Below are 23,268 nucleotides of genomic sequence, written 5' to 3' on the forward strand. Positions count from 1 at the left end.
ATGAACAGGGGCGAGGGCACCTGGCGACGGGAGCATCACCACGTGCGGACTCGGACGGTGATCGTCAGGCCAAGCTGCCAGTGGCAACGTGCGTGGGCGTCAGGAACACCTGCCCCGGACCATCCAGGGTATACACGAGACCTTCGCCGCTGCGAAGTGAATTTCGCAGACCGCGCACCAGCGGCCCCAGGCGGGGGTTCATGGTGGCGGTGTACATCAGCATCATGTCCCCGTCAACGGTGACGGTCTCCCCAGCGGGCACGTCCAGCATCTCGATCTCATGGACGCTGACGGGCGACTCGATGACCAGCAGGCCTCGCCCATCCAGGCGGGGTTGCATCAGGCCGTTCCCGCTGACGGCGCCCTGCACCCTGGCATGCTGATGGGTACTGAGGCGCAGGGAGCCCTGCGCTGCGTAGTACGCTTTGTCGTCGACGAGCATACTGTCGCCACTTTCCATATTCGCGAAGACGAAATGTTTATGGGTGGGCTCCGTCCAAACTTCGCCAGTCCCGGTGACGCGGGTGCCGTAGGCCGATTCTCCTGTGCCTGCGCTGCGCATGGCGCGCCCGAGGAAACCGCCGCCCCCGGCCTGCTGCTGGATGACTTCGAACTTCAGCCGACCGTGCGCGTAGGAGAGGATGCCGGGTTCAAGCACCACGCTGTCGTCCTGCAGCGTGAACTTGAGCTGGCGCTGGCCGGTATCGGTATAGATATCCCTGAAGGTCGGGGTGGCGCCGGATGTGCCCTGCACGAGCTGAGACGTGACTTTGCAGATCGCGTACAACTCGGCCCTCAGGCCCCCACTGCTCTCTTCACTCAGCTGGATCCGGTAACTCATGGAGGACAGAGTAGCGGGCCAGTAGGCCTGCCTTATGCGCAGACTGACGATGAGACGTGATAGAGCGCTGTGGGGGTTCACTCGGGCACTTGATCGCCGAGGCGTACCTGATGACGGGCATCCCAGCGCTGTCTAGTCCCGTGACGGCCACACGCGCGATCGCCGCTTTCCCGTCGGCCGTGCCTGCTGCGGGATGCGCCCACCGGTGTGCCGGCGATCGAGATGCATCCGATTGTGCGTCGCCGCGCTGAATGGCCCCGGCCGCGGAGGCCAGCGGGGGTTCTACGGCTGCTCGCCGGGCACGCGCAGGGTGACGGGCTGGATGAGGCGCTGTGGGGGGCCGCCGTCGCCCTGGATGCGCTGCATGAGTCGCTTGGCGGCGGCGCGGCCGAGGTCCATGGCGTCGTAGGAGACCAGTGTCAGGGGGAGGTTGATGACGTCGGCGAATTCGAAGTTGTCGAAGCTGGCGACGGCCAGGGTGCGGCGGCGGGCGTGCAGGGCGCGGATGACGCCGGTGGCGATGCGGTTGTTCGTGGCGAAGATCGCGCTGGGCCGCTGGTCCTGGTTCAGGAGGTCGTGGGTGGCCTGTTCGGCGTGGCGGGCGCCGTGGTGGCCGTGGATCATCAGGTTCGGCTGGGGCGCGATGCCGGCTTCGCGCAGGGCGTCGAGGTATCCGGCGGTGCGTTCCTGTCCGGTGTACACGCGGGGGTTGCCGTCGATGATGGCGATGCGGGTGTGGCCGTCCTCGATGAGGCGGGTGACAGCCCGGCGGGCGCCAGCGCGGTTGTCGAGCAGGACGGTGTCGAAGGGGTCGGGGTCGCTGACGGGTCGGTCGACGCTGACGAGGGGCACGCCGCGCAGCAGTTCGGGCGTGATGGTCCGGGCGGCGTCCAGGGTGGGCGCGACGATGAGTCCGGCGACGTTGTGCTGGAGGTAGGTTTCGATGAGCTGCCGTTCGCGGGCGGGTTGTTCCTCGCTGCTGGCGGTGAGGAGCAGGTGGCCGTGTCCGTAGGTGATCTCCTCGATGCCGCGGGCGATGGCGGAGTAGAAGGGGTTGCCGAGGTCGCCGCTGACGAGGCCGATCAGGGAGCTGCTCTGGCCGGGGCGGAGGCTGCGGGCCTGTTCGTTGCGGCGGAAGCCGAGTTCGTCGATGGTGGCCTGCACGCGCGCGCGGGTGTCGGGGTCGACGCGGGGTTCCTGGTTGACCACGCGGGAGACCGTCTTGATGCTGACGCCGGCGAGGCGGGCGACGTCCTGCATCGTGGGTCGGGCGTTCATGGGGGCAGTGTACCGCCGGGCGGGGGCGGGCGCTACGCATCCGCCAGGACGTCATGTCAACGCTGTCTCGACCCGGTTCAATTCGAACGTTTTTTGATGACCACGGGTGAGCAATGCGCGTGAGCATAGACGAATTTCGGGGGAATTCGGGGGAGGGAAGACGGGCATCCATTGACTTCCCTCCTTCCACCGCCTACTGTCATGTCAACGTTGTCACACAGTCTGGATCCCACCCAGGATCACCCCCGTTCCGTCCCGGCCACCCCGCCGTGACGCCGTCCCCTGCACGCCCCCGGAGGAACTCATGTCGGCCCCACCCCTGCTGGAAACCCGAGGCATCACCAAACGCTACGGGCACGTCGAGGCGCTGCGCGGCGCCGACTTCACCGTCTACCCCGGCGAGGTCGTCGCCCTGCTCGGCGACAACGGCGCGGGCAAGAGCACCCTCGTCAAGGCCATCACCGGCACCATCCAGCCCGACGAGGGTCAGATTCTCTTCGAAGGGCGGCCCGTCCAGATGACCTCGCCCCTCGACGCCCGCACCCTCGGCATCGAGACCGTCTTCCAGGACCTCGCCCTCGTGCCCGACATGGACCCCGCCGGGAACCTCTTCCTGGGCCGCGAACTCCTGTGCCCCGGCCTGCTGGGCCGCCTGGGCATGCTCGACCGCCGCGCCATGCACGACCGCACCGTCGAGGCCTTCACCCGCCTGGGCGTGAACATCCAGGACGCGCAGGCCAAGGTGATCGGCATGTCCGGCGGGCAGCGCCAGGGCGTCGCCGTCGCCCGCGCCATGGTCTGGGCCAGCAAGATGGTCCTGATGGACGAACCCACCGCCGCGCTCGGCGTGGTGCAGTCCCGGCACGTCAACGACCTGATCCTGCGCGTCCGCGACCAGGGCGTGGCCGTCGTGCTCGTCAGCCACAACATGCAGCACGTCTTCGAGGTCGCCGACCGCATCGAGGTCCTGCGCCTGGGCCAGCGGGTCGCCGCGCGGCGCAAGGCCGACACCAGCATCGAGGAAGTCGTGGCCGACATGACCGGCCTGAGCGTCACGGGAGCCGCATGACCACCACCCGCCCCACCCCACCCGCCCCCGCCCGGCTCGCGCTGCGCCGCGTGCTCGCCTCGCAGGCCATGCTCACCGCAGGCACGCTGCTGGTCGTCATGACGCTGTTCACCGTGCTGTTCCCCGGCAAGTTCGCGACCCTGTACAACCTCCAGACCCTGATGGTCGACTACTCCGGCATCGTCCTGCTCGGCGTGGGCCTGACGTTCATCATGACCAGCGCCCGCTTCGACCTGTCGGTCGGCGCCGTCCTGGTGTTCTCCTGCGTGCTCGGCACCAAGGCCATGGGCGCCCTGGGAGGCGCCAGCGGCGGCTGGGGCGTCGTCCTGATCGGACTGGCCGTGTGCCTCGGCACGGGCCTGCTCGCCGGACTCGTCAACGGCCTCCTGATCGTCAAGGCGCGCGTGCCCAGCATCATTGTCACGCTCGGCACCCTCAGTGTCGCGCAGGGCGCCGCGTACGTCCTCACCGGCGGCGTGGACCTGTACGCCGTGCCCAAGGTCATGCTCGACCACATCGGCCAGGGCAAGCTGCTCGGCCTGCCCATCCCCATCGTCGTGGCCGCCCTGGCCGTCGCCATCGGCTCGTTCGTCCTCTCGCAGACCCGCTTCGGGCAGTACACCTGCGCCACCGGCTCGAACGCCGAGGCGGCCCGCCGCGCCGGGATCAACATCGACCGCGTCGCGATCACCCTGTACCTGATCTCCGGCGCCGGGGCCGGCCTGGCGGGCTTCATGAGCCTCGCCCGCTACGGCTCGACCACCCTGGCCGCCCATCAGAACGACAACCTCACCGCGCTGCTCGGCGTGGTGCTGGGCGGCACCAGCCTCTTCGGCGGGACCGGCACGGTCGTCGGCACGGCCGTCGGCGTGTTCATCCCCGGCGTGCTCTCCAACGGCCTCGTGATGATGCAGGTCCTTCCCTACTGGCAGTACATCATCGTCGGCATCGTCCTGATCGCCGTGGTCTACATCAATCTCGTCAAACGCCGGGGCCGCACCGAAGGCGGTTAACGCACCGGGTCCGAGTTTCACCCCATCCCGATCCCCCACCTGGTCCCAGGGACCACCCACAAGGAGAGGACCATGCGCCACCTCAGCACCGCCGCCCTCAGCACCCTTCTTCTCCTGACCGCCGCGCAGCCCGCGCAGGCCCAGACCGCCCCCAAGAAGTACAAGATCGCGCTGATCCTGGGCACCACCACCGACAACTTCTACACCTCCATGCAGTGCGGCGCCGTGGAAGCCGCCCGGAAATTCGGGGACGTGGAACTGACCGTGCAGGGCGCGCCCCGCTGGGACGCCACCCTCCAGACGCCGGTCGTGAACGCCGTGACCGCCAGCGGCGCGCAGGCCATCGCCATCGCCGTGAACGACGGCCGCGCCCTGTTCGCGCCGCTCAAGGCCGCCCACGACAAGGGCATCAAGATCATCGGCGTCGACACCCGCCTCGCGGACTCCAGCTTCGTGACCAGCAACATCTCCTCGGACAACCGCGCCCTGGGGGCCGAGGCGGCCCGCACCCTCGCCAAACTCATGGGTGAGAAGGGCACCGCTCTGATTCCGCCCATCACGCCCGGCATCACCACCGTCGCCGACCGCATCCAGGGCTTCATCGACGAGATGAAGGCCCACCACAAGAACATCAGGATCGCTTACAAGGGCGTCAGCGAGGACGCCTCGGCGTTCAGCGCCGCGTTCGCCGCGAACCCCGACATCACCGGCATGTTCCTGATCGCCAACAACGAGGCCCTCGTCGCCGCCGGCGCGATCCGCCAGCTGCCCGCCGCGCGCCGCGACAAGATCAGTGTCGTCAGCTTCGACGCCGCCCCCGCGCTCGTCGACGCCCTGAAGAGCAACCAGATCCAGGCGATCGTGGCGCAGAAACCCGCCCAGATGGGCGCCCTGGCCGTCGAGACCGCCCGCAAGGCCCTGATGGGCCAGTCGGTGGCCAAGTCCATCCCCACCGGCGGGGTCGGCCTGACCCGCGCAAACATCGGCCTGCCCGCCTTCGCGCAGTACGTGTACAAGTCCAGCTGCAAATAAGTTCCCGCCCCGCAGGCCGTCCCCATCACCGGTGGGGGCCTGCGGGTCTTCCCAAGAGGCCCCCATGACCCACACCGTGACCGCCCCACCTGTCCATCAGGACCCGATGCCCGCGCCCCGCCAGCCTCTCACCGCGCCGCAGTCCGAGCTGATGGCGCAGGTTCAGGCCCGCCTGAGCAGCCGGGCGGACCTCGCGGCGCTGTTCAGCCGCTGCTACCCGAACACCTGGCAGACGACCCTCCATGACCTGCCCGGCGGGCGGGTGTTCGTGCAGACCGGCGACATTCCCGCCATGTGGCTGCGGGACTCGGCGGCGCAGATGAGTCCGTACCTGCCGCTGTGCGCGTCGGACCCGGTCGTGCGGGCCGCGGTGGACGGCGTGATCCGGCAGCACGCGCACCTGCTGGGCGTGGACCCGTACGCGAACGCGTTCAACCGCGAGCCCGGCCACGAGTACCACTTCGACCGGCCCGCGCCGGGCCCGTGGGTGTGGGAGCGGAAGTTCGAGCTGGACTCGCTGTGCTTCCCGCTGTGGCTGGCGTGGCGGGCGTGGCAGGTCACGGGCGAGGTGCCGCTGGACCTGCGCCCGATGCTGCGGACCGTGCTGGACGTCATGCACGCCGAGCAGGACCACGACGCGCGTTCGGCCTACACCTTCGAGCGGCCCGCCGAGTACTGCGTGCTGCCCAGTGACACCCTGCCGCGCGGCGGGCGCGGCGCGGCGCACCGCCCGACCGGGATGGTCTGGACCGGGTTCCGGCCCAGTGACGACGCCTGCACGTACCCGTACCTGGTGCCCGCCAATGCGTTCGCCGTCACGGCGCTGGAGGGCGCCGCCCACCTGATGCGCGCCGTGTACGGCGACGAGGCACTCGCGGGGCGCTGTGAGGCGACCGCCGGACAGATCCGCCAGGGCATCGAGACGCACGGCACCGCCGAGCACCCCACGTTCGGGCGGGTGTACGCCTACGAGACCGACGGACTGGGGAATCATGTGTTCATGGACGACGCGAACGTGCCCAGCCTGCTGTCGCTGCCGTACCTGGGATACTGCGCGCCCACGGACCCCACGTACCTCAACACGCGGCGCCTGATCCTGAGCGGCGAGAACCCGCACTACCACGCGGGCGCCCGCGCCGCCGGGATCGGCAGTCCGCACACGCCGGGCCGGCGGGTGTGGCCGATCGCGCTGTGCATGCAGGCCCTGACCGCCGACCCGCTCACGCCGGACGGGCGCGCGGAGATCCGGGCGCTGCTGGACACGCTGGCCGCCACGACCGCCGGGACGGACCTGATGCACGAGAGTTTCCACCCGGACGATCCCGCGGAGTTCAGCCGCCCGTGGTTCGCGTGGGCGAACAGCCTGCTCGCGGAGACGATCCGGACGCACCTGGACGTCCTGACGGAGCGCGCGTGACCCTGACACGCTTCGAGCGGAGGCTGCGGGAACTCGACGCGCAGATCGCGCGGCTGGGCGCGTGGCGCGACGACGCCCTGCACCCCCTGCCCGACTGGACCTTCCAGGCGCCCGGCCAGTCGGCCGTGACCCTCGCGCCGGGTGAACCCTGGCCGGTGGGCGCGCGGGACCTGCGCGAGCAGCCCGTGGCGTTCCGCACCCGCTGGACGGTGCCCGCCGGGCTGGACGGACAGAGCGGCGAGCTGGACCTGGACGTGGGCGGCGAGGCGCTCGTCACGGCCACGCTGGACGGGCAGGTCGTCGCCAGTGGCGGCCTGAACCCGTACCACCGCCGCTTCCCGCTGGGGGTCCTCCGGGGCGGGGCGACACTGGAGGTGCAGATCACGGCGGTCCCGCGCGGCCTGTTCGGGTCGCCCACGCCCCGCCCGCATCTGGAACGCGCGCGCGTGGGCGTGCCGCAGGTGCAGGTGACAGCGCTGCACGACGCGCTGGAGGTCACGGCCGCCGCGATCCGCACGCTGGGCCGCGAGGGGCTGGAGGGCGGCCGTGACGCGTCAGCCCATGAGAGCGGCAGCGAGGTCGCCGGGCACCTCCTGAACCTCGCCGAGGAGGTCCTGCGGAGCCTGGACTGGACGAGCAGCGCCGACGCGCACCTGTCGCGCCTGGGGGAACTGGGCGGCGGGGAGAGCTTCACGCAGGGCCTGTGGGCGCTGCCGGACATCCGCCCGGCGCGGGCGCCGCTGCCGGAAGGGCTCAGGGCCCGCACGTCCCGCGCGCACGGGCAGATGCTCACGGGGCTGCAGGCCCTGCGGGCGCGTTTTCCAGCGCGTGGGGCGCTGGCGCTGACCGGGCACGCGCACCTGGATCTGGGCTGGCTGTGGCCGGTCCACGAGACGCGGCGCAAGGCGCGCCGGACGCTGCACACCGTCACGGGCCTGATGGACCGCTTCCCGGACTTCACGTTCAATCAGTCCAGCGCGCAGCTGTTCGCGTGGCTGGAGCAGGACGACCCGGCACTGTTCGCCCGCGTGCAGGCCCACGTGGCGGGGGGACGGCTGGAACCGGTGGGCGGCATGTGGGTCGAGCCGGACTGCCAGATGACCGGTGGGGAGTCCCTGGCGCGTCAGCTGCTGTACGGCCAGACGTACTTCCGCCAGGCGTTCGGGCGCACCTGCGAGGTCGCGTGGCTGCCCGACACCTTCGGCTTCACGCCCGCCCTGCCGCAGCTGCTGGCCCAGGCGGGCGTCACGGGGTTCTTCACGACGAAACTCAACTGGAACGAGGAGACACCGTTCCCGCACGACCTGTTCTGGTGGCAGGGGCTGGACGGCACGCGCGTCCTGGCCCACAGCCTGAACAACCCCGGCGGCAGCCGCCCCGGCCTGGGCGGGTACAACGGCGACGTGCGCCCCGGCGACCTGCTGGGCACCTGGGAACGCTTCGGGACGAAGACCAGCCGCGCCTGGGGGGACCACGCGCCCGAGAGCCTGTTCACGTTCGGGTACGGCGACGGCGGCGGCGGGCCCAGCGAGGCGATGCTGCGCGCCTACGACACCCTGAAGGCCTTCCCGGCGCTGCCCGCGCTGCGCATGACCCGCGTGGACGACTACTACCGCGCGCTGCCCAGGGAGGGTCTGCCGGTGTGGGTGGGTGAACTGTACCTGCAGCTGCACCGCGGGACGCTGACCTCGCAGTCGGCGATCAAGCGGCTGAACCGGCAGGCCGAGCACCGCCTGCTGGAACTCGAGGCCGTGAGCGCGCTGCACCCGGCCTCCCCCGCCATGCCGAGTGAAACGGACGGCCTGTGGCAGACGACGCTGCTGAACCAGTTCCACGACATCCTGCCCGGGTCCAGCATTCACGAGGTGTACCGTGACGCCCTGCCGGAACTCTCGCACGTGACCTCGCGCGCCGCCAACCTGACCCGCGCGCACTGGGACGCGGGCGGGGCGACCTGGACGGTCTTCAACGCCGTGACCTGGGACCGCCCGCTCGCCGTGACGCTGCCCGGCGTGACCGGCGGCGTGAACCTGGACGGCCAGCCGCTGGCGACCCAGGCGGTCGAGGGGGGCCGGCTCGTCGTCGCGCATGACGTCACGGTGCCCGCGCTGAGCACGGTCACGCTGACCGTTACGGACGCGCGGACCGACAAAGACACGCGAGCCGGCACGGGCGCGGCCGACCTCTCTCCCGCACCGGAGCGCCCGGTCATGGTCCACGACGAGGGGGACCGTGTGATCCTCGAGCACGCCGGACTGCGCGCCGAGATCGCCCACGACGGGCGCGTGACGCGCCTGCTCGACCGCGCCACGGGCCGCGAGGCGCTGGGGCCTGCCGGGCACCGGCTCGTGGCGTACCCGGACCTGCCGTACGCCTGGGACGCCTGGGACGTCGCGCGGGACGTCGGCCAGGATGGGCAGCCGCTCGGCGGCCCCTGCACGCTGGAGGTCACCGAGACCGGACCGTGCCGCGCGGCCGTGCGCGTCACGCGCCGCTGGCGGGACTCGGTCGTCACGCAGACCTTCGCGCTCCAGGCGGGCGCGGCGCAGCTGGACGTGACCGTCACGCTGGACTGGCACGAGCGGCACACGCTGCTGCGCGCAGAGACGGACGTGCCGGTGCTGACGCACGAGGCCTGGGCGGAAACCGCGATGGGCGCCCAGCCGCGCCCCACCCACCGCAACCTGCCCGCCGACGCCGCGCAGTTCGAGGTGAGCGCGCACCGCTGGCTGGACCTCAGCGAACCCGACTTCGGCCTGACCCTCCTGAACGACGGCCGCTACGGGCACAGCGTGCGCGGGCAGACGGTGGCGCTTAGCCTCGCGCGCGGCCCCATGTGGCCCGACCCGCAGGCGGACCTGGGCGCGCACGAGGTCCGCCTCGCCCTGCGGCCCCACGCGGGCGACTGGCGCGCCGCGCAGGCCCCCCGCGCGGGCTTCGAGGTGAACAGTCCCCTCCTGGCCCACCCCGGCACGCTGACCCTGGCCGCCCCGCCGCGCCTGAGCGGCCTGGACGTGATGCTCAGCAGCCTCAAACACGCCCAGGACGGCCACGGCGTGATCCTGCGCGTGTTCGAACCGCACGGGAGGCGCGGCGTCCTGCGGCTCGACCCCGGCGCCTTCGGCACCGCGCAGGTCGTCAATCTGCTCGAGGACCCGGCTGGCCCGGCGCAGCCCGGCCCGGTGGAGATTCCGGTTCGGCCCTTCGAGGTCCTGAGCGTCCGCCTGACGCGGGGGGGCGCGTGACTCGGCTCGCCCTGGGCCTGGACGTGGGCGGCAGTCACGTCACCGCGGGCCTCGTGGACGTGGACACCCGCCACGTGCAGCGCACCGCCCGCCGGGACGTGCCGCACAGCGCGCCCATGGCGACCATCCTGCGCGCCTGGGCGGAGGCCACGCTGGAGGCGGCCGGACCCCAGGCTCCGCAGGTGACTCACCTGGGTCTGGCGGTCCCCGGCCCGTTCGACGCGCCGAACGGCACGTCCCACATGACCCACAAGTTCCCCGCGCTGCGCGGCGTGCCGCTCCGCCCGGCCCTGCGCGCCGCCCTCGCGGGCACCCTCGCTCCTGAACTGCCCATCCACTTCGGGAACGACGCGGACCTCTTCGCCCTGGGCGAGTGGTGGGGCGGCGCCGACCGGCCCGAGCGGCTGCTCGGCGTGACCCTGGGCACCGGACTCGGCTCAGGCTTCATTCGGCGCGGCCAGCCGCAGCACACCGGACCCGGCGTGCCCCCCGGCGGGGAACTGTGGAACGTGCCCACCCCGGAAGGCCAGCTGGAGGACGCGCTGAGCGGCGCCGCCGTCACGCGCCTGGGCGCGACCCTGACCGGCCGGCAGGGCAGCGCCGCCGACTGGGCGCAGGCCGCCCGGCACGGCCACACCGGCGCGCTGGCCGTGTGGGCCGAGTTCGGCCGCCACGCCGGGCAGCGGCTCCAGCCTTGGACGGACGCGTTCGGCGCGCAGGTGCTCGTGCTGGGCGGGAACGTCAGCCAGGCGTTCGACCTGTTCGCCCCCACCCTGAACGTCGGCGCCTGTCAGGTCCGGCGCAGCGCGCACCTCGAACTCGCCCCGCTGCTCGGCGCGGCCGCCCTGAGCGGGCGGGACCCGGTGAGGTCCGCGTGACGCGCACCCTCCCTGCCCTGCTGCCTCTCGCGCCCCGGTATCACGCCCGCGTCTGGGGCGGCGACCGCCTCGCCCCCCCATCGGCGACACCCCCGTCGGCGAGGCCTGGATCGCCGACGGCCACAGCGTCGTCACCACCGGTCCCCTCGCCGGCCACACCGTGCAGGACCTCCTCCACGCTCACCCGGGGGAGCTCCTCGGCCCCCGCCTCGACCCCGCCTCCGGCTTTCCCCTCCTCATCAAGCTCCTCGACTGCCGCGACTGGCTCAGCGTCCAGGTCCACCCCGACGACGCCCAGGCCCAGGCCATGGTCAGCCCCGGCGAGCGCGGCAAGACCGAAGCGTGGCACTTCCTGCACGTCGACCCCGGCGCGCAACTCCTCGCGGGCGTGGTGGTGGGTGACACGCTGTTCATCCCGGCCGGCACGCTGCACGCCCTGGGGCCGGGTCTGCTGCTGTACGAGGTGCAGCAGGCGAGCGACACCACCTACCGCGTGTACGACTGGGACCGGCCCGCCAGTGCGGGGCGGGCGCTGCACCTGGAGGAGTCGGTCGCGGTGACGCGCGCGGACCTGGGTGGGGCGTGGACGGCGGCGAGCGAGACGGGGGGCGTGGGAGAACTGGTGCGCTGCGCCCAGTTCACGCTGGTGGGCGTGCGGGGGGGCGAGACGACCGAACTGGGCGGGTCGTTCGGACTGGTGACCGTGGTAGAGGGGACGCTGACGGTGGAGGCCGGCGGGGAGCGGGTGGAGGTGGCGCCGTTCGGGACGGTGCTGGTCCCGGCGTGGGCGCAGCGGGTGACGCTGACCGGCACCGGCCGCGCCCTCATCGCCACCCCCTGACCCGGCTGCACCGCGCGGACCCCGGGAGAGGGCGGATCAGGTGGCGGTGGTGTTGCGGCCGCTGGCCTTGGCGCGGTACAGCGCCTGATCGGCGGCGTCCTTGAGGTCGGGCGCGGCCGTGCTGGCAATCCCGAGGCTGACCGTCACCCGGCCGAGCGGGTGACCCGGATGCGGGATCGCGGCCGCCTGCAGCGCGCTGTGGACGCGCTGCGCGACCTGCTGCGCGCCCGCGAGGTCCGTGTCGGTCAGCAGCAGCGCGAATTCCTCCCCGCCGTAGCGGGCGGCGAGGTCGGTGCGGCGCTGGCAGCTGGCCTGCAGGATCCGCGCGACCTGCTGCAGGCAGGTGTCGCCGGCCGGGTGGCCCAGGGTGTCGTTGTAGCGTTTGAAGTGGTCGAGATCGACCATGATCAGCGTGGCCAGGACGCCGGTGCGCTGCGCCAGGGCCAGGGTGTGCGCGTACTGCTGGTCGAAGGCGCGGCGGTTGGCGAGTCCGGTCAGCGCGTCGGTGCGAGACAGCTGCTCGAGTTGCGCGTTCGCGGCGGCCAGTTCGCGCTCGCGGGTCTTGGCGGCGCGCAGGGCGCGCGACAGCCGCGCGGCGTTGAGGGTCCGGGCGCGCAGGACGCTGTCGTGGGCGGGTTTGGTGACGTAGTCGGTGGCGCCGGCGGTGAAGGCGTCGTCGAGCCGCTCGGTTTCCTGGGTGCTGGTCACCATCACGACGCTCAGGTCCGCGAGGTGCGGATGGGCGCGCAGGTCCCGCAGGAAGCTCAGGCCGTCCAGTTCGGGCATCTCGAGGTCGAGCAGCACGACGTCCAGGTCGCAGTGTCCGGTGTGGAAGCCCAGCAGGTCGCGGGCGCCGTGCAGGTCCGGCGGCGCGTGGACGGTGCCCAGGGGCGTCAGGGTGCGGGTCAGCAGGGCGCGGATCAGGGCGCTGTCGTCGATGATCAGGATGTTCATGGGAGGTCCGGGGTCCAGCGGGGCGGGAGGTCCTGGGGGCGCGTGTCGTGGGCGGGCCGGGCGCTGACGCTCAGGCCGCGGGCGTGGGCGTCGGCGCGGCGCTGCGGGTCCTCGCTGAGCACGTGCAGGGCCCGCGCCGGCCAGCCGGCCTCCAGCGCGGCAGGCAGCAGCGCCGCGCTGACCAGCACCAGGGTCGCGCCGGTCGGGGCGGGCACGTGCCCGTGGGTGTGCACGTCGTACCCCAGGGCCCGCAGGTGCCGGGCGAGCACGTCACGGCTCAGGGCACTGACGTCGAGCACCAGCGCCTGGAGGAGCGCGCGCCCGCCGGGCGCCGTTCTGGGCGCCGCACCGGAGGCGTCCGGGACGCCGGGGGCGGGAGCCACCGGTGCACGGGCGTCCGGCCCGGACGCCCCCGGGAGCGGGGCCGCCAGCGCCGGGGCGGTGTCCTGGCTGGCCGCGCCGGACTCCGGGGTTCGGGCGTCTGGGGCGCGGACGTCTGGGGGGCGGGCGTCTGGCGGCTGCACGTCCGGCTGGACCGTGTCCGCGCGGCTCACCTCCGCTGCGCCGCTGCTCGGGTCGGGGCCGGGTGGGGTCAGCAGGGCGCGCAGGGCGTGCGTGGCACGCTCGTCGTCCGGGTGGGGGGGCGTGCCGGGCGCCAGGGCGCCGAGCTGCCGGATCAACTGATCGCGGGCCACGAAGGCCGCCTCCAGCCAGGCGTCCGGGGGGGGCCGGCCGGCGCGCAGGTGCGCGAGCAGGTCCTCGAAGGCGCTCATGAGCTGCTGCGGGGCGCGCAGGTCGAGCATGGCGGCGCCGCCCTTGATGGAATGCACCGCCTGGAACGCGGCGCGGATGGCGGCCGGGTCGTCCGGCTGATCCTCGAGGCGGTGCAGCGCGGCGTCGAGGGCGTCGAGTTGCGTCCGGGCTTCCTCGGCGAACAGCGGAATGAAGTCGTGGGGGGACCCGGTCATGCGTGCCGCTCCAGGAAGGACCGCAGGCCCCGCAGGTCGGCCAGCAGGCTGGGGCGGGTGCGGGCCAGGGCCTGCGCGGGCATGGAGGGCACGGTGGCCGTCGCGGGATCCTGGATGGCGGTGCGGGCGCCCGCGGCGTGCAGGGCGGCGAGGCCGGCGGCGCCGTCGTCTCCCATGCCGCTGAGCAGCAGGGCGTTCACCGGGGCGCGCCAGGTGGTGGCGGACTGGAAGAGCCGGTCGATGGACGGCAGGTACTCCCGCCCGGGCTGCCCGGCGTGCAGGTGCAGCGCGCCGCCGCTGAGGGTGGCGTGCGTGCCGGACACGACGGTGAGGGTCCCGGGGCGCAGCGGCTCGCCGCTGGAGGCGCTCAGGACCGGGGCGCCGGTCAGCGTGCCGAGCCACTGGGTGAGGTTGTCGCTGAATCCCTCAGAGAGGTGCTGGGCGATCACGATGGCGCCGCGGGGACGCAGGTGGCGCAGCAGGTCCTGCAGGGCGCGGGGGCCGCCGGTGCTCGCGCCGATCAGGGTGAGGGTCGGCGCGCGCCCGGAGGCGCCGGACAGGGCGGGCGGGGTGGGGTCGGCCGAGGGAGCGCCGCTCAGAGGGGCGCCCGGGTCGGCGCGGCCGGTCAGGGGGCTGCCGGGCGGCGGGCCGTCCGCGCCGGGCGGGGCCGGGCGGGCGGTCAGGAGGGGCAGGGCCGCGTCGAGGGTGGGGGCGTGGCGCACGCCGGGCGGGGCGGCCGGACCGCAGGTGATCAGGCGGGTGCGCAGGGGCCGCAGCTGCTCTTTCAGGGCGGTCCAGTCGAGGTCCGGGTCGGGCGTGACGATCAGCAGGGTCGCGCCGGGGGGCGCGCGGCGCAGTTCGCCCAGGGCGGCGCTCAGGGACGTGCACAGCCGGCGCGGGGCGGGCAGCGCGCGGACCTGACCCAGGTCGCCGGGGGCGAGCAGCACGACCAGGGTCACAGCAGCCGCCGCAGGGTGGCGAGCAGCCGGGCCTCGTCGAATTCACCCTTGACGAGGTACGCGTCGGCGCCGGCCTCAGCGCCGAGCTGGCGGTCCTCGGGCCGGGCCAGGGACGTGAGCAGCACGACCGGCAGGTGCTGCAGCGGCGGATGCGCGCGGACCTGCCGGGTCAGGTCGAGGCCGGACAGGCCCGGCATTTCGACGTCGGTGAGCAGCACGTCCGGCGCGGCGCGCTGCAGGGCCTCCCAGGCGAGCGCACCGGTCTCGACGGCCGTGACGTCGAAGCCCGCGCCGGTCAGGATGCCGCGCAGCAGCTGGCGGGTGACGGCGGTGTCCTCGGCCAGCAGGACGCGGGGCGCGCGCAGCGGCGTGGCCGGGGCGGTGGGGGCCGCGGCGGGCCGCAGCGCGCGGACGTTCAGGACCGGGACGATCTGCCCGTCGGGTCGCTGCGCGGCCCCCTCGAGGTGCGGGGCGCCGGCCAGCGGGAACGCCAGGGGTTTGATGACGAGTTCCTCCTCGCCGACCAGGGCGTCCACGAGCAGCGCCAGGGGCGCGTCGCCCTGCCGGACGAGCAGGTACGCGCCGTCGCGGGCCGGGCCGAGGTGCAGCGCGGCGGCCAGCGACGCGGCCGGCACGACCTGCTCGCCGATCTGCACGGCGGGGCGGCCCTCGCGCTGGTGCACCTGGGCGCGGCCCGCGCGGTCGACCCAGCGGACCGGGATGCCCAGCAGGTGCCCGGCGGCGCGCACGATGGCCACGCGGGTGGTGGCGAGGGTCAGGGGGAACTGGACGGTGACGGTGGTGCCGTGCGGGCCGCTGCGCAGCGTGACGTCGCCGCCCAGCGCGCGGGCCTGCGTGCGCACGACGTCCAGGCCCACGCCGCGCCCCGAGAGGTCGGTGACCTCGCTGCGGGACGTGAAGCCCGGCGTGAACAGCAGGTCGGTGAGTTCGGATTCGCTCAACGGTTCGCTGCGGCCCGGGGCGCGCGCGGCGAGGCGGGCGATCTCGGCGTAGTTCACGCCGGGCCCGTCGTCGTGGACGGTGACGGTGACCTGCCCGGCGGCGCTGAAGGCGCTGAGGGTGACGGTGCCGGTGGGGTCCTGGCCGCGCGCGGCCCGGGCGTCTGGCGGGTCGATGCCGTGGTCGACGGCGTTGCGGATCAGGTGCAGCAGCGGGCTGCGCAGGCGGTCCATGGCGTGCCGGTCGAGTTCGGCGTCGGCCGCGTCGACGTGCAGGCGGGCGCGCCGGCCGGCCTGCCGGGCGGCGTCCCGCACGGCCCGCTCGAAGGACTGCAGAAACGGCCGGGCGGGTTCGAGCCGCGCGGCGAGCACTTCCCGCGCGAGGTCGTCGGTGAGGGTCGCGAGGGTCTGCTGGGCGCCGCGCACGTCGCGCCACGCGCCCGGCTCGCCGCTGCGGGCGCGACTGAGACGCTCGGCGAGTTGCAGCCGGGCGCTGGTGAGTTCGCCGGCCAGGGCGAGCAGCGCGTCGAGTTTGCGCACGTCGACGCGGACCGTGGCGGGCGGGTCGGCGCTGGGGGCCGGGTCGGTGGGCAGCAGGGCCAGGCGCCGCAGTTCCTCGCGCAGCGCGGCCGGGGCGGGCGCGGCGGCCTGGAAGGTCTGAGCGGCGCGCAGGGCGGCGCGCAGCGGGTCGTCACCGGCGGCGGCAGCGGCGGCGTGCAGGGAGTGCAGCGCGCGGGTCGCGGCCGGGCCGCCCGCCGTGAGGTCGGGCTCGGCGGCGCGCAGTTCGGCCTGCAGCGCCGCGCGCAGCTCAGGTGCGGTAGCGTCCGGCATGCCCGTTCAGGTCGCTCACGAGGTCCTGAAGTCGGCGCGCGACCTGCTGGTTGTCCTGCGTGACGTTCAGGTGCTGCGCGGTGGCCTCGTTGATGTCGTTCATGGCCACGGCGATCTGTTCCATGCTCAGGGCGTGCTGCTCGACCGCCTCGGCGATCTGTGAGGCCATGCGGGCCGCGTCGTCGTTCACGCGCGCGAGTTCCTGGATGGTCTGCCCGGCCCGGTCGATCAGGGTGGTGCCGACCTGCGCCTGCTTGCTGCCCTCCTCCGTGGCGAGCACGGCGGCGTTCGTGGCCTGCTGGGCGTCTTCGAGGGTCCGGCGGATCTGCAGGGCGGCCTCCTTGGACTGTTCGGCCAGCGTGCGGATCTCCTGCGCGACGACGGCGAAGCCGCGGCCGTGCTCACCGGCGCGGTTGGCTTCGATGGCGGCGTTCAGGGCCAGCAGGTTGGACTGATCGGCGAGTTCGCTGACGGTCTCGACGATCTCGCTGATCTGCCGGGAGTGGCGGGAGAGGTGCAGCATGTTCTGCGCGATGGTGTCCACGCGGCCCTGCAGGGCGTGCATGCCCTGCTCGGCGTCCTGGGTGGCCTGCACGCCCTGCTCGGCGACGAGCCGCGCGGCGTCGGCCTGCCGGGCGACGCGTCCGGCGAGGTCCACGGCGTGGCGGCTGGTGGTGCGGACCTCCTCGACGGCGGCGGTGGTCTCGGCGATCGCGGCGGACTGCTGGTGGACGCTGGTGCTCTGCTGGGCGGTGGCGGCCACGAGACTCTGGCTGGCCAGGGACAGTTGCGCGCTGGCGTCCTGGCTCTGCAGGACGAACGCGCGCAGCTGGCCGATCATGTCGCGCAGCGCCCCGCCGAGCGCGTCGCGGTCCGAGCGGACCGGGACGGTGTGCGCGAGGTTCCCGCCCGCGACGGCCAGGGCGGCGGCGGCGGTTTCCTGCGCGTGGCGGTTGAGGTTCTGCACGGCGACGTTCAGGGTGTCGTCCGGGTGGCGCAGCGGCAGGGGCGGCTGCGGTTCGCCGCGGCTGAGCAGTTCCATGGTCTGCACGAGCTGCCGGTGGTGCGCGGCGAGGCGGGCCAGGGCGCGCAGCATGCGGCCCACCTCGTCGCGGCTGCGGGTGTCGGGAATGTCGTCCAGGTACCCGTCGGCCAGGCGGCCCACCGAGCGTTCCACGAGTTCGATGGCGTGCACGAGGCGGCGCGTGATCCACCACGCGGCCAGCGCGGCGATCAGGCCGCCGAGCAGGCTGGCGATCAGGACGGTCAGCCGGTCGCGGTTCAGGTCCGTCTGCAGCTGCGCGCGCGTGGCGTTCAGCGCCGCTTCCTGCGCGTCGAGGTAGGCGTTCACGGAGCGGCCGAACTGCTGCCGGGCGGGTTCGAGGTTCCGCTCGAAGCGCTGCAGGGTCAGGGCGCGGCTGGCGGTGCGGTCGAGAACCAGGCCCAGTTCCCGGTCGAAGGCGGTCCAGTCCTGCCGCACGGCGGTCAGGCGGGCGCTGTCGGGCAGGGCCGAGAGTTCCTTGAGGGCGTCGCTGCGGGCGTCCTGTACGTTCAGCCACGCGCCGCCCGGCACGAGCAGCTGCTCGGCGCTCAGGAGCGTCACGCGGTTGGCGGCGGCCCGCAGGTTCGTCAGCGTGCGCGCCTGAATCAGGCCACGGTTCAGGTCGGCGCTGATCCCGGCCGCCTCGTTGAGGGCCCGCACGGAGATGACGGCCGTGACGATCAGGGGCAGCAGCAGCAGCAGCAGGACGCCGGCGAGTTTCAGTCGGATGGGCATGGGCACTCCAGCGGGGACAGGGCGGGGACGGGACCAGTGACGGGCAGGACGGGACTGGGGGCGGTCGGATCAGGCGGGGCGCGGCGCGTCACGGGTCGGCCGTCCGGGCCGGCCAGGCCGGCGGCAGATGCTGCACGAGCGCGTCGAGGTCCAGGCAGGCCAGGCCGGCGGCGGTGCGGCCCAGCACGCCCGGCGTGCCGAACGTGGCCGGCGCGCGCACCGTTCCGGTCCAGATCAGGTCGCCGACCGCGTCGACCAGCAGGCCCAGCGCCCCGGGCTGCGTGGCGGTCAGCAGCACGCGGGCGTCCGGTCCGGGCGGGCCGCCTGCCTGCCCGGTCAGGAGCACGTCGGCCCGCACGACGCCCACCAGTCCGCCCCGGACGGGCTGCACGCCCGCCACGTGCGGCGCGCTGAGCGGCAGCGGCGTGACCGCGGCGGGCAGCACGGCGCGCAGGGCCCGCAGGGGCACGGCGAACGCCTCGCCGCGCACGGTGACCACCACGGCGTCCACGGCGGGCCGCTGCGCGCGGGCCGGTGCGGCCAGCGCCGCGGCGCGCGCCTCGAGACGGTTCACGCCTCACCGCCGGCCGCGCGGACCTCACGGCGCAGCTGATCGAGCCGCGCGAGCTGACGCACGGTCTGCCAGGAGTCCGCCTGCCCGTCCAGGGCCGCCTGAGCGCCGCGCAGGCTCGACGCGGCCCGCGCGGGCTGCCCGGCCAGCAGGAACGCCTGCGCGAGATCGAGGTGCACCTGCGCGTCCTCCGGATCGGCGAAGGCCCGCTGCCGCGCACCGGCAAGGTCGGGCCGCTCCGGCGCCGGGCGCGGCGCGGACGCGGGCCCGGGGTCACGCCGGACCGGGAGCGGCGCGGTGGGGCCTGGGGGGGCAGGGACCGGCGGGGCCTCCAGCGGGCGGCGCAGCAGAACCGTGCCGCCCACCCGCACCTGTTCGAGCTGCCGCACGGCCGGCGGGCGCGGGTCACTCGGCGCGAGGAGCAGCAGGCCGCCCGGCGCGAGCGCCGACGTGAGCTGCTCGCCCACCGCCCGCGCGGCGGCGGGCGTGAAGTAGATCAGGACGTTGCGGCAGGCGATCACGTCAAAGCCGCGGCCGGGCGGGTCGCGCAGCAGGTTGTGCACCTGAAACTGCGCGCGGGCCCGCACCTCCGGCCGGACCTGCACGCGCGGCCCGCCCGCCGTGAACACCCGCGTCACGCGCTCAGGCGGCGCGGCCCGCAGGGCCCGCCGCGGGTAGGCGCCGTCCGACGCGGCGGCCAGGGCGGCCGGGTTCAGGTCGGTGCCCAGCACGCGCGCGTCCACGCCGGCGTGCAGGCAGGCGCCCAGCAGCGCCCAGACTTCCTCCCCGGTCGAGCAGCCGGCGCTCCAGCCGCGGACCGGCCGGCCCAGCGCGCGCAGGGCCAGGGCGGCCGCGTCGAGTTGCTCACCGAAACGGTGGAACCATGTCTCACCGACCGTGAAGGCCGCCGCGACGTCCGCCGCCAGGTCCGCCCGCGCGGCCGCGACCTGCAGCAGCGCGTCCGGGGAGCCGTGCGCCTGCGTGAGCCGCTGCAGGCGCGAGCGGGCCAGACGGTCGAGCGGCGCGGTCCAGCGCAGCCCCGCGGTGCGTTCGAGCAGGTCCTCGAGCGTCACCACAGCACGTTCACCACCTGCCCGCCGATCACGGCCGGGCCGGGCCGCTCGACATCCAGGATCGGGCCGACCTCGTCCACCCACCAGACTTCGCGGGTGGGGGCGCGCAGCACCATCAGGCGCTGCGCGGCTGCCGGTTCGGTCGGCGCCTGCCCCCACGCGGGGCGCGGATCCACGACGCTGAGGGTCTCGCCGTTCAGGTGCACGCGGGGCGGGCCGGGCGGCAGGTGCACCATCGGGTAGAGCCGCTCGACCCGCGCCAGGGGCATCAGGAAACGGGCCTGCCCGACCCGCACCAGCAGGGCCTGAAACGGGGATGCCGGAGGGGGCGTGACCACGGTACCGCTCAGCTTACCTGCCCGGACGGCCGCCCGCGCCTCAGAGGGTCACGGGCAGCCGTCCGGGCGCGCCCTGAGGCGGGGCCGGCGGGCAGGACCGCCGGAGTTCGACGGGGCCGGGGTCGCGGTGCCCTAGCATGCTCGCGTGCCCTCCCGGTCCGCGCAACGTGACGATTTCGCCGATTCCATCACCGCCCTGATCGACCTGGCGCAGTGGGACGCGGCCCGGCGCACCATCCAGGCGGCCTTTGCGGTCGCGCGGACCGGGACGCGCTTCACGCAGCTGCTGCGCTGGTTCGAGGCGCTGCCGCCCGCCGGTCCGGACGATCTCGCCGCCGCGCGGCTGCACCTGCGGCTGCACGCGAACGTGCCGCTGCAACCGGACCTCGAACGGGTCGCCCGGATGTACGCGCAGCGGCCCGCGACCGCGCCGAACGCGCACGCCCTGCTTGCCTGGTCGCACAGCATCACGTCCAGCGACTTCCGGCCGGCCCTGGCGTCCGCCGAGCTCGCCCTGCAGGACGTCACGCGCCTCAACGACTACGAGCACGGCATGGCCCTGCGGGCGCGCGCCAAGGCGAGGCTGCGCCTGCACCTGCCCGGCTGGGAGGACGACTACCGCGCCGCCCTGCCCCTCACGGAGGGCCGCGCCCGTACGCTGACGACCATGGAATACAGCGTCTCGCTGCTGCACACCGAGCGGCACGCGGAGGGCATGGAACTCCTGGCCCGGGCCGCGCTGGGGGCGCGCGGAGACGAACTGGAAGGCTGGGTGGTCAGCACCAAGGGCTACGCGCACCTGCACCACGCCGAACTCGACGAGGCGCAGGACTGTTTCGAGGCCTGCCTGCGGCTGGCACCGACCTTCCGCGGGTCCGGCCACACCGGGCTGGCGGCCGTGCTGCGCGCCCGGGGCGAATGGAACCGCGCCGAGGCCCTGTACCAGCAGGCCCTGACCCGCGCGCAGGACAGTGGGGACCTTCACCACCTGCAGCAGGCGCGCCGCGGCCTGGGCCACACGGCGCGCCTGCGCGGGCAGGGGCTGCGCGCCATTGAGTGGCTCACGCAGGCGGCCGTGACCATCCCGGCCGAGCGGGACCACGGCCACAGCTGGGTGCACGTGGACCTCGCGGCCGCGCACGTCTTCCTCCCCCAGCTGGACGCCGCACACGTGACGGACCTGCTGGACCGCACGGGCCCGCTGGGCAGTGAGGACGCGGCCCGCGCGGTGATCGTCCGCGCGGAACTCGCGCGACGGCAGGGGCACCTGGACCACGCCCGGCAGCTGCTGCGGGACCTGAACCCCCGCATGCTGTGGACGCGGGAGGAAGCGGCGGCCCAGCCGGAGTTGTTCGCGCTGCTGGGCCCGGACGCGCCCTCTCCCCTGCCCCGCGCCGGGACGCTGCAGGTGACCGTCACGGCGGCCGGGTACCCCGAGGTGAGCGTCAGTGGGCGCCCGGTGTCGCTGCCGGACCTGGCGGTGGTGGCGCTGGTCGCGCTGCTGGACGCGGGTGGCACCCTCGACGCGGAGTCGCTGGCGGACGCCGTGCGCGACGACGCGCCCCGGTCTGCCCGGCAGCGGGCGCAGCGGGTGTCGCGCGCGCTGCAGGCCCTGCGCGGCGGGCTGGGCTGGCCCGGCAGCGTCACGCACGTCCGGGGCCGGTACCAGCTTGATCCCGGCGCGGCCTGGTCGTACGACATCCTGAACCTGCAGCGGGCCGGGCAGCCCATCCCGGCGTTCCTGCGGGGCGTGCATGCCTTTCCGTGGGTGCTGGACCGGGAGCAGCACCTGCTGCTCGGCGATCCGGACTGACCGCAGCTGGAGGTAAGGCCCTGGGGCCAGCAGCGGGCCCTGCGGCCGGCCCCCGTGGCCACGTGCGGGTCCCGGGCGGCGGCGGTCAGTCGGCCGCCAGGGAGGCGCCACCGAACCGGGCGAGGGCGTCTCGCATCTCGGCCAGCCACGCGGCGCGCACGTCGAGGGGAGTGAGCACCTCGGCCCGCGCGCCCCACGACAGCAGGAACGGCATCAGGTCACGCGGCAGGCCGGTCTCGTCCACGCCGGCGTAGAACTCGATGTCGACGAAACCGTCCCCGCGGATCAGGGTCGCCTGCGGGAAGCCGCCCTCCAGCACCCGGTAGGCGGCCTCTGGGTCGAAGCGGACGGTGACGGTCACGCCCTGCTCGCTGCCGATGACGCCCCAGGCGTCGGACAGGTACGCCTGCGGGTCGAAGCCGGGATCGGGGTCGTACCGTTCGGCGAGCAGGTGCAGGTTGGTCATGCGCGCCAGCTTGAACATCTCTACCCGGTCCGTGGCGCGGTTGAGGCCGATCACGAACGGGGCGAGGTTCGTGCGGCTGATCTCCACGAAGTACACGCACAGTTCCACGCCGGTGCGCAGGATGCCGTTGCCCTCGCGGTGATCGAAGTGCAGCACCTGCCCGTCCAGCCACGCGCTGCCGATGACTTCCATCTGCCGGTCGGTGAACATGGTGCCGCCCCCGCCACGCAGGCTGGCGTTCAGGGTGTGACGGACCCGTTCCGGCAGCGCGAGGGACAGCGTGGTCAGCGCCTGCCGGTAGTGGCCGCCCAGCGCGGGGGAATGATGATGCGCCAGGCGCAGCGCCGTGTAGGCGGCCAGCACCTCGGTCGGCCGCAGGAGGGTCCCGCTGCGCGGGATGACGTACTGCCCGGGCGTCTGCTCGTGCACGGGGTGTCCCATCCGGCGCAGGGCTTCGAGGTCGCGCTGGACACTGCGCTGCCCGATACCGAACCGCTCGGCCAGCTGGGCGGTGCTCTGGGGGCGGGCCTGCAGTTCGGCGAGCAGCGCGGTGAGGCGGTGGGATTTATGCCAGCTGCGGGGCGTCCGCTGCGGGTCAGTGGCGTGGTCCGGCCTGTCGTCCGGGGCGTACGTGCTGGTCATGCGCGCACCGTAGGTCAGGCGTGACACTCGCCTGACCGCAGCTTGTAATATAGTTCACTTCTATAGAAAATCTGCGCCAATCACGATCAGATCATCCCCTTTGCATATGCGGCCCATGTCCCAGCGCGAGCGCGGCCACCGCTGCACCCCCCTAAAGCGTCTTTCCGAAAGAGCTGTTCACTATGGCCAGGCGGACTTGTGAAGCTGTGCAGGAGAGCGAGTGAATTTTACAGACCAGGACGGAATGGAACCGTTGCGAAGCAGAAAATGGGGGCATCAGACGCCTGCTGTCCTGATGCCGTA

At 73.7% G+C, this 23,268-nt stretch carries 19 protein-coding genes; 8 read left to right on the plus strand and 11 right to left on the minus strand.

What is annotated here, in order from left to right; all coding sequences use genetic code 11:
• Positions 1–64: 64 nt before the first annotated feature.
• Together IEY69_RS16580 and IEY69_RS16585 are read right to left on the minus strand one after the other, a co-directional pair.
• Positions 65–841 (minus strand): AIM24 family protein, encoded by a 777-nt coding sequence (locus IEY69_RS16580; protein ID WP_189074262.1) that lies wholly within the window; start codon positions 839–841, stop codon positions 65–67.
• A 282-nt stretch (positions 842–1,123) separates the two neighbouring features.
• On the minus strand, positions 1,124–2,119 hold the full coding sequence (locus tag IEY69_RS16585) for a LacI family DNA-binding transcriptional regulator (RefSeq protein WP_189074263.1): 996 nt from the start codon (positions 2,117–2,119) through the stop codon (positions 1,124–1,126).
• 304 nt (positions 2,120–2,423) lie between these two features.
• Between IEY69_RS16585 and IEY69_RS16590 the strand changes: the two genes are divergently transcribed.
• The 7 genes from IEY69_RS16590 to IEY69_RS16620 all read left to right on the plus strand — a co-directional run bounded on the left by IEY69_RS16590 (position 2,424) and on the right by IEY69_RS16620 (position 11,614).
• Positions 2,424–3,188, plus strand: a complete 765-nt coding sequence (locus tag IEY69_RS16590) for an ATP-binding cassette domain-containing protein (RefSeq protein ID WP_189074264.1) — start codon at positions 2,424–2,426, stop codon at positions 3,186–3,188.
• A complete protein-coding gene (locus IEY69_RS16595) occupies positions 3,185–4,201 on the plus strand; it encodes an ABC transporter permease (protein WP_189074265.1) in 1,017 nt (338 codons plus the stop codon). Before IEY69_RS16590 ends, IEY69_RS16595 begins: the two co-directional genes overlap by 4 nt.
• Before the next feature lie 72 nt (positions 4,202–4,273).
• Positions 4,274–5,233, plus strand: a complete 960-nt coding sequence (locus tag IEY69_RS16600) for an ABC transporter substrate-binding protein (RefSeq protein WP_189074266.1) — start codon at positions 4,274–4,276, stop codon at positions 5,231–5,233.
• A 64-nt stretch (positions 5,234–5,297) separates the two neighbouring features.
• Positions 5,298–6,650 carry a glycoside hydrolase family 125 protein gene (locus IEY69_RS16605; RefSeq protein WP_229784047.1) on the plus strand — a complete coding sequence of 451 codons (1,353 nt, stop codon included), beginning with the start codon at positions 5,298–5,300 and terminating at the stop codon, positions 6,648–6,650.
• Positions 6,647–9,895, plus strand: a complete 3,249-nt coding sequence (locus IEY69_RS16610; RefSeq protein ID WP_189074267.1) for a glycoside hydrolase family 38 N-terminal domain-containing protein — start codon at positions 6,647–6,649, stop codon at positions 9,893–9,895. Before IEY69_RS16605 ends, IEY69_RS16610 begins: the two co-directional genes overlap by 4 nt.
• Positions 9,892–10,773, plus strand: coding sequence for an ROK family protein (locus IEY69_RS16615; RefSeq protein ID WP_189074268.1), 882 nt, complete (start codon positions 9,892–9,894; stop codon positions 10,771–10,773). Before IEY69_RS16610 ends, IEY69_RS16615 begins: the two co-directional genes overlap by 4 nt.
• 109 nt (positions 10,774–10,882) lie before the next feature.
• Entirely contained in the window at positions 10,883–11,614 is a 732-nt protein-coding gene (locus IEY69_RS16620; RefSeq protein ID WP_229784051.1) for a type I phosphomannose isomerase catalytic subunit, read from the plus strand.
• Positions 11,615–11,650: 36 nt separating this feature from the next.
• On the opposite strand, the gene IEY69_RS16625 is transcribed toward IEY69_RS16620, so the two are convergent.
• The 8 genes from IEY69_RS16625 to IEY69_RS16660 form a co-directional block, all read right to left on the minus strand.
• Positions 11,651–12,568, minus strand: a complete 918-nt coding sequence (locus IEY69_RS16625; RefSeq protein ID WP_189074269.1) for a diguanylate cyclase — start codon at positions 12,566–12,568, stop codon at positions 11,651–11,653.
• Positions 12,565–13,536 carry an Hpt domain-containing protein gene (locus IEY69_RS16630; RefSeq protein WP_189074270.1) on the minus strand — a complete coding sequence of 324 codons (972 nt, stop codon included), beginning with the start codon at positions 13,534–13,536 and terminating at the stop codon, positions 12,565–12,567. The genes IEY69_RS16625 and IEY69_RS16630 overlap by 4 nt, the downstream gene beginning before the upstream one ends.
• Positions 13,533–14,495, minus strand: a complete 963-nt coding sequence (locus IEY69_RS16635) for a chemotaxis protein CheB (protein ID WP_189074271.1) — start codon at positions 14,493–14,495, stop codon at positions 13,533–13,535. Before IEY69_RS16635 ends, IEY69_RS16630 begins: the two co-directional genes overlap by 4 nt.
• On the minus strand, positions 14,492–16,285 hold the full coding sequence (locus IEY69_RS16640; protein ID WP_189074272.1) for a hybrid sensor histidine kinase/response regulator: 1,794 nt from the start codon (positions 16,283–16,285) through the stop codon (positions 14,492–14,494). Before IEY69_RS16640 ends, IEY69_RS16635 begins: the two co-directional genes overlap by 4 nt.
• Positions 16,263–18,062 (minus strand): methyl-accepting chemotaxis protein, encoded by a 1,800-nt coding sequence (locus tag IEY69_RS16645; RefSeq protein ID WP_189074273.1) that lies wholly within the window; start codon positions 18,060–18,062, stop codon positions 16,263–16,265. The genes IEY69_RS16640 and IEY69_RS16645 overlap by 23 nt, the downstream gene beginning before the upstream one ends.
• An 88-nt stretch (positions 18,063–18,150) precedes the next feature.
• A complete protein-coding gene (locus IEY69_RS16650) occupies positions 18,151–18,636 on the minus strand; it encodes a chemotaxis protein CheW (RefSeq protein ID WP_189074274.1) in 486 nt (161 codons plus the stop codon).
• On the minus strand, positions 18,633–19,706 hold the full coding sequence (locus IEY69_RS16655) for a CheR family methyltransferase (RefSeq protein ID WP_189074275.1): 1,074 nt from the start codon (positions 19,704–19,706) through the stop codon (positions 18,633–18,635). Before IEY69_RS16655 ends, IEY69_RS16650 begins: the two co-directional genes overlap by 4 nt.
• Positions 19,703–20,044, minus strand: coding sequence for a chemotaxis protein CheW (locus IEY69_RS16660; RefSeq protein WP_189074276.1), 342 nt, complete (start codon positions 20,042–20,044; stop codon positions 19,703–19,705). The genes IEY69_RS16655 and IEY69_RS16660 overlap by 4 nt, the downstream gene beginning before the upstream one ends.
• A gap of 145 nt (positions 20,045–20,189) precedes the next feature.
• Here IEY69_RS16660 and IEY69_RS16665 point away from each other — a divergent pair, with 145 nt between their 5' ends.
• Entirely contained in the window at positions 20,190–21,857 is a 1,668-nt protein-coding gene (locus IEY69_RS16665; RefSeq protein WP_189074277.1) for a tetratricopeptide repeat protein, read from the plus strand.
• Positions 21,858–21,942: 85 nt separating this feature from the next.
• Here the strand turns inward: IEY69_RS16665 and IEY69_RS16670 are convergent, their stop codons facing one another.
• The gene (locus IEY69_RS16670) at positions 21,943–22,965 is read right to left on the minus strand and encodes a helix-turn-helix transcriptional regulator (RefSeq protein ID WP_189074278.1); all 1,023 of its coding nucleotides are present in this window, start codon (positions 22,963–22,965) and stop codon (positions 21,943–21,945) included.
• Between the last annotated feature and the right edge of the window lie 303 nt (positions 22,966–23,268).

Source organism: Deinococcus sedimenti (genome assembly GCF_014648135.1).
In the GTDB taxonomy this organism is placed as follows: Bacteria; Deinococcota; Deinococci; order Deinococcales; family Deinococcaceae; genus Deinococcus; species Deinococcus sedimenti.